Raw genomic sequence first — 5396 nt, 5'->3', positions numbered from 1 at the left:
AAAGAATTTAGTGTGCCGACTTAGCTCAGTAGGTAGAGCAACTGACTTGTAATCAGTAGGTCACCAGTTCGACTCCGGTAGTCGGCACCATTCTTTTGCCTCGATAGCTCAGTCGGTAGAGCAGCGGATTGAAAATCCGCGTGTCGGTGGTTCGATTCCGCCTCGAGGCACCATTATTTGGTGCTTAACAAATAATGGTCTTTATAGACCTGATGTTGACACAAATAATTCCCCTTTAGTTCAGTTGGTAGAACGGCGGACTGTTAATCCGTATGTCGCAAGTTCAAGTCTTGCAAGGGGAGCCACATTCAAGAAAGCCAAGTCGAAAGACTTGGCTTTTTTTCGTTTGAACAAAAGCAAACTCTATTCAATAGACGCATCAGCTCCTCACTAACTCTTAATCAGTCTCGATAAATTGAGTTATCTCCTTCTAGTACTCTTACTACAGCAGTTGATTCTAAGTTCTATAAAGCATATCCATTCCAACAGAACCAAATCCCGTTACTTTTTTTTCTTCGAAAATTTAATCTCTATCATACTTTGATGTCTTTCTAATATCTGCCCTACACAACTTAGATTAAGATTCGATGAATTATACCTAATACTAATTATTGAATCGCTGCGCGGGGAAATATGAAACTAAAAACGCAAGCTTACTTATTATCGGGCATCATCTTGATCGCCCTGCTAGCACTGACGGCTACTGGTTTATGGACATTGAGAGTCGCTAGCAATATGGACAACAAGGCTCGCGTGACAGAGCTATTTAAGAGTGCATACAGCATTCTTACTGAAGTCGAGAAGATGGCGATTGATGGCACACTAGAAGAAGAGCAAGCTAAGCAACTAGCTACTCGCCTTCTACGCAACAACATCTATAAAGATAATGAATATGTTTACGTTGCCGATGAAAACATGACGTTTGTCGCAACACCATTAGATCCTCAACTACACGGAACCAGCTTTAACGACTTTAAAGACGGCGACGGCAATAGTGTTGGTCAGCTAATCCAAAGAGTACTTGGTAATCGTACTGGCGAGATCATTGAGTACACCTGGACACAAAAACTGCCAGATGGAACGATTGAAGAAAAACTGTCTATAGCAGAGAAAACACCACATTGGGGCTGGGTTGTCGGCACCGGTATTGGGTTCAATGAAGTTAACGCTCGTTTTTGGTCTACCGCTCAATGGCAGCTATTCCTTTGTGTGGTGATTGCTGGTCTTATTCTATCGAGCCTAATTGTATCCATTAAACGCATGCTAGCGCTTCTTGGCGGCGAACCTAAAGATGTACGAGAAGCAGTACAAGCCGTAGCACAAGGTCGAATTCAAACCTCTTTCGAAACTCAGGCAACTGACGGCAGTATCTACCACGCCGTACAACAAATGAGTAAGTCACTCGCTGAGCTAGTATCAAACCTTGACGCTTCAATGCTGGCATTAAGAGGCGAACTGCAGCGCGTAGAAGATCGCGCTGGGTCAATTGCCCAACTGACAGACACCCAACAGCAATCAACAGAGATGATCGCGACAGCAATGACCGAGATGGCCTCTTCAGCTAATAACGTTGCTGATTCAGCTAGCGATACCGCGCGCAACACAGATGAGGCCGACAAACAGAGCCAGCATACCCAACAACTCATTCACAACACAGTAGATAACATTCAAGGTTTAGCAGGCCAACTAGGCACAGCAAGCGAAGCTGTCGCTAACCTAGATAACGATGTAAACAACATTGCAAAAGTATTGGATGTGATTGGTGATATAGCGGAGCAAACTAACCTGTTAGCACTTAACGCAGCCATTGAAGCAGCTCGAGCTGGCGAACAAGGCCGTGGATTCGCAGTTGTAGCAGATGAGGTTCGTAACCTTGCAGGCCGAACACAGTCGAGCACCAAAGAAATCCAATTGATGATTAATAACCTTCAAGAAGGATCTCGCAACGCAATTCAAACCATGGAAGTTTGTGCCGCGACCAGTGAAAGCACCGTAACAGAGTCTCAAAACGCCTCTGAAGCACTACAACAGATTGTTGTCGCATTAGAGTCCATTTCATCAATGAGTCATCAAATCGCAACAGCGGCCGCTGAGCAGACTCAGGTGAGCGATGATATATCGAAGCGTATCAATATGATCGAAGAGAGCGGTAACCAACTGAGCAATGTCGTAACAGAAAGTCATAACAGCACCCAAACTCTTGCCTCTCTTTCCAACGAATTAGAAGCTTGGGTTAATAGGTTTGAAGTAAAACACTAAACTCCCTAGAAATTTTTAAATAAAAAAGCACGTTTTCATACGTGCTTTTTTTATTTCGGCGCCCATTCAGTGTAGTTAACCGTAGTTTTACTATCTTTTAGGGCATGCTAGACCTAGGTTTTTCACCCCAAACGAGCAAAAACAACCCACTAAGTATAGAAAAACATCAAACGATACTTTTTTTGCAATTTAATGTTGACCCAGAACGCGAAAACACGTTTAATACACCTCGTCGCCCGGATAGCTCAGTCGGTAGAGCAGAGGATTGAAAATCCTCGTGTCGGTGGTTCGATTCCGCCTCCGGGCACCACAATTTATTTGTTGGTGTCTTAGACAACAACAGTAAAGCACAAGAAATATTATGTGCCGACTTAGCTCAGTAGGTAGAGCAACTGACTTGTAATCAGTAGGTCACCAGTTCGACTCCGGTAGTCGGCACCATTTCTTTAAAGCTTTAAGAATAATTCCCCTTTAGTTCAGTTGGTAGAACGGCGGACTGTTAATCCGTATGTCGCAAGTTCAAGTCTTGCAAGGGGAGCCAAGTTAATCATCAAGCATAAGCTTTTTGATTCATGATGCCGACTTAGCTCAGTAGGTAGAGCAACTGACTTGTAATCAGTAGGTCACCAGTTCGATTCCGGTAGTCGGCACCATTCTCTTGATTAGAGACTAAACAATCAATTCCCCTTTAGTTCAGTTGGTAGAACGGCGGACTGTTAATCCGTATGTCGCAAGTTCAAGTCTTGCAAGGGGAGCCAATTAAAAGAAGCCGCATCATTGATGCGGCTTTTTTGCATCTAAAGATCCCAACATCTCAATACAACTTCCCTCTCCTCTCTAATTTCTATTCGACTCAGAAACCAACTGTTTTCATCTCCTTCCAAAGCTACAAATCTTCGCTACTTGACGCTCTTCAATATCTCCCAGCAACAAACGACACATTCACGTAAGAGTCACTCATAGTAACGTTACTACTCATTATATTGATGAGGAGAGCGGTTAAACAAATCAATGCTAAGTCTGGAAGTGAAAAAGCTAAATAACGAATCAAATAAGCGCTAGAAAAGCTCTGTAAGGCGCTTCAATCCAAATGATACACAAGTCACTCTTTATCAAAACTATCCACGACAATAGCGCCCATAGAGGCAGGCATTGAAATAACAATCACTCTTTTGATCGATACAACTGGGTCACTCATTAGAGGTAATTTGTCCAGACAAGTCAGTACCAAAGCAACGACCAATGCCGTCATAACATAAGCAATAACTATTCTGAAAATAAACACTGGCAACCGTGCAACAACATCTTTTTGAAAGACACTCTCATACGTATAGAAGCCTAAGAACACCGCAGACAGTAAAAATAACAGCAATAGATTAGCTGTAGGTAAGGTCTCCCCTAACTTCCAAGCCTCTTCAGAAAAAGAAATCGGCACGGCCAAAGCAAAAGATCCAACAAAGATCTGGCTCGCATCTTCAAAGTTAAAACTCAATTTCATAGTTAGATCCATTAGGTTTTAAGGCTTTATCTATTTCTTAAAAAATCACAAAACTATCCACCGATGACTTGGGATTTTCTACTCTTACCAAGCAAACAGTAGTCACCTTCTATCTTTATCTTAGTCGCAATAGCCAAAACATAGCTTGAACTAACCAGCAAGAAATCAATATGCTCAGAGCAAAACGGTCAAACAACTAATTCATATCGAGTCAACAAGCACATCAGAATCTAAGAGAGACCGGCAAACATCCTAAAATACCATCCCCTAGAACCAGAGAACATCGCAATCAGTTGGGGGATGAACCTCACTGCACGTGTAGATACGGACTCGAGGGATGCTCTGTTTCTTAGTTTATATATCCCTCCAGCACCACTTTTGAACACAACCTAGCGACTCTCATCTTCAAAGTGACAAAGTGAATCAGGCCCACCTTCCCCCTTGGAGTGCTTCGAACAAGGCGCTCAATACCATCGAGAGTGGTTTAAGCTAAATGCATAACAAGAGCTATTAAGTCGACTCATTAGGGGCTCTAGCGTTTTTAAGAGAAGCCTCCATGATAGAGCCCTAATTACACATCAGAACTATCCTCTAGATCCACAGACAGGATAGAAGTCAGGTTTCCTAGGCGAAGGGCTGTTAGCTGATACTTGAAGAACACTCGCTAAATAGAGAAGCAACCTACAAGTACAGAGCAACAAGATAGGTTATAAGGCCTGTACAGTTTCAGGTGTGGAGAAGGGGATACATTGAGTCAGTTCGTCTCATAAAGCTAACTTACAACGCGTATAGTACGGGTACTCGGCACTGAGATTAAAGCTCTATGCTTGTTTCAACTCACAACTGGAGTCTGAAATGATGTAACTCTAATCGTAAGGTTGGGGAGCCCTAGGCTAAGAGCTACGGGATACGGGAATCTTTTGTGCAAGTTATTCGACTAACGTGCGAAGCACTATGATTTAGATGTAAAAAAGTCCCACTACTTCTAGCGAGGCTTCTTATAGTAGCTGAGTAACTGGGATCTCAGGCGACCGGGACTCGTTGATCGGAGACCCAATTATCGATACCCAGAAACGACGAAAGCCTAGTCATAAGACTAGGCTTTCTAATAAGTGGCGGAGTGGACGGGACTCGAACCCGCGACCCCCGGCGTGACAGGCCGGTATTCTAACCAACTGAACTACCACTCCGCAGTGTCTATTCAGCTTAAAGCAATTTGAGCCTGACGATGTCCTACTCTCACATGGGGAAGCCCCACACTACCATCGGCGCTATTGTGTTTCACTTCTGAGTTCGGCATGGAATCAGGTGGGTCCACAATGCTATGGTCGTCAAACAAATTCTGTTGTTAACTTGATGAATCAAATCAACTAAATAGTGGTGCTGATACCCAGACTCGAACTGGGGACCTCACCCTTACCAAGGGTGCGCTCTACCGGGCTGAGCTATATCAGCAGTTCAAGAATCATTTAAAAACGATTCTGAAAACTTTTTGTCTTCACTTTTTAAAAGTGAAAATAAATTTGGAGCTTGGCGATGTCCTACTCTCACATGGGGAAGCCCCACACTACCATCGGCGCTATTGTGTTTCACTTCTGAGTTCGGCATGGAATCAGGTGGGTCCACAATGCTATGGTCG

The 5396-nt window shown here is 43.5% G+C and carries 2 protein-coding genes, 10 tRNA genes and 2 rRNA genes; 9 read left to right on the top strand and 5 right to left on the bottom strand.

Annotation, left to right across the window (positions count from 1 at the left end):
* Positions 1-14 precede the first annotated feature (14 nt).
* The 9 genes from AB4484_RS23670 (at position 15) to AB4484_RS23630 (ending at position 3017) form a co-directional block, all read left to right on the top strand.
* Positions 15-90 (top strand) — tRNA-Thr (locus AB4484_RS23670).
* Between the two features lie 7 nt (positions 91-97).
* A tRNA-Phe gene (locus AB4484_RS23665) sits at positions 98-173 on the top strand.
* Between the two features lie 56 nt (positions 174-229).
* Positions 230-305, top strand: a tRNA-Asn gene (locus AB4484_RS23660).
* Between the two features lie 328 nt (positions 306-633).
* Positions 634-2259, top strand: a complete 1626-nt coding sequence (locus tag AB4484_RS23655) for a methyl-accepting chemotaxis protein (RefSeq protein ID WP_333914040.1) — start codon at positions 634-636, stop codon at positions 2257-2259.
* 234 nt (positions 2260-2493) lie between these two features.
* Positions 2494-2569 (top strand) — tRNA-Phe (locus AB4484_RS23650).
* A gap of 55 nt (positions 2570-2624) precedes the next feature.
* A tRNA-Thr gene (locus AB4484_RS23645) sits at positions 2625-2700 on the top strand.
* Positions 2701-2724: 24 nt separating this feature from the next.
* Positions 2725-2800 (top strand) — tRNA-Asn (locus AB4484_RS23640).
* Positions 2801-2836: 36 nt separating this feature from the next.
* Positions 2837-2912 (top strand) — tRNA-Thr (locus tag AB4484_RS23635).
* Positions 2913-2941: 29 nt separating this feature from the next.
* Positions 2942-3017: transfer RNA gene (locus AB4484_RS23630), tRNA-Asn, on the top strand.
* A 344-nt stretch (positions 3018-3361) separates the two neighbouring features.
* Here AB4484_RS23630 and AB4484_RS23625 read toward each other — a convergent pair.
* The 5 genes from AB4484_RS23625 to rrf (AB4484_RS23605) all read right to left on the bottom strand — a co-directional run.
* The gene (locus AB4484_RS23625; RefSeq protein WP_048611972.1) at positions 3362-3757 is read right to left on the bottom strand and encodes a DUF2391 family protein; all 396 of its coding nucleotides are present in this window, start codon (positions 3755-3757) and stop codon (positions 3362-3364) included.
* A gap of 1113 nt (positions 3758-4870) precedes the next feature.
* A tRNA-Asp gene (locus AB4484_RS23620) sits at positions 4871-4947 on the bottom strand.
* 30 nt (positions 4948-4977) lie between these two features.
* Positions 4978-5093, bottom strand: a 5S ribosomal RNA gene (rrf, locus tag AB4484_RS23615).
* Positions 5094-5135: 42 nt separating this feature from the next.
* Positions 5136-5212 (bottom strand) — tRNA-Thr (locus tag AB4484_RS23610).
* A gap of 73 nt (positions 5213-5285) precedes the next feature.
* A 5S ribosomal RNA gene (gene rrf, locus AB4484_RS23605) occupies positions 5286-5396 on the bottom strand; the annotation flags it as partial.

It is taken from the genome of Vibrio sp. 10N.261.46.A3, assembly GCF_041472995.1.
Taxonomy (GTDB): domain Bacteria; phylum Pseudomonadota; class Gammaproteobacteria; order Enterobacterales; family Vibrionaceae; genus Vibrio; species Vibrio coralliirubri.
This window is presented reverse-complemented; position numbering and strand designations above follow the sequence as displayed.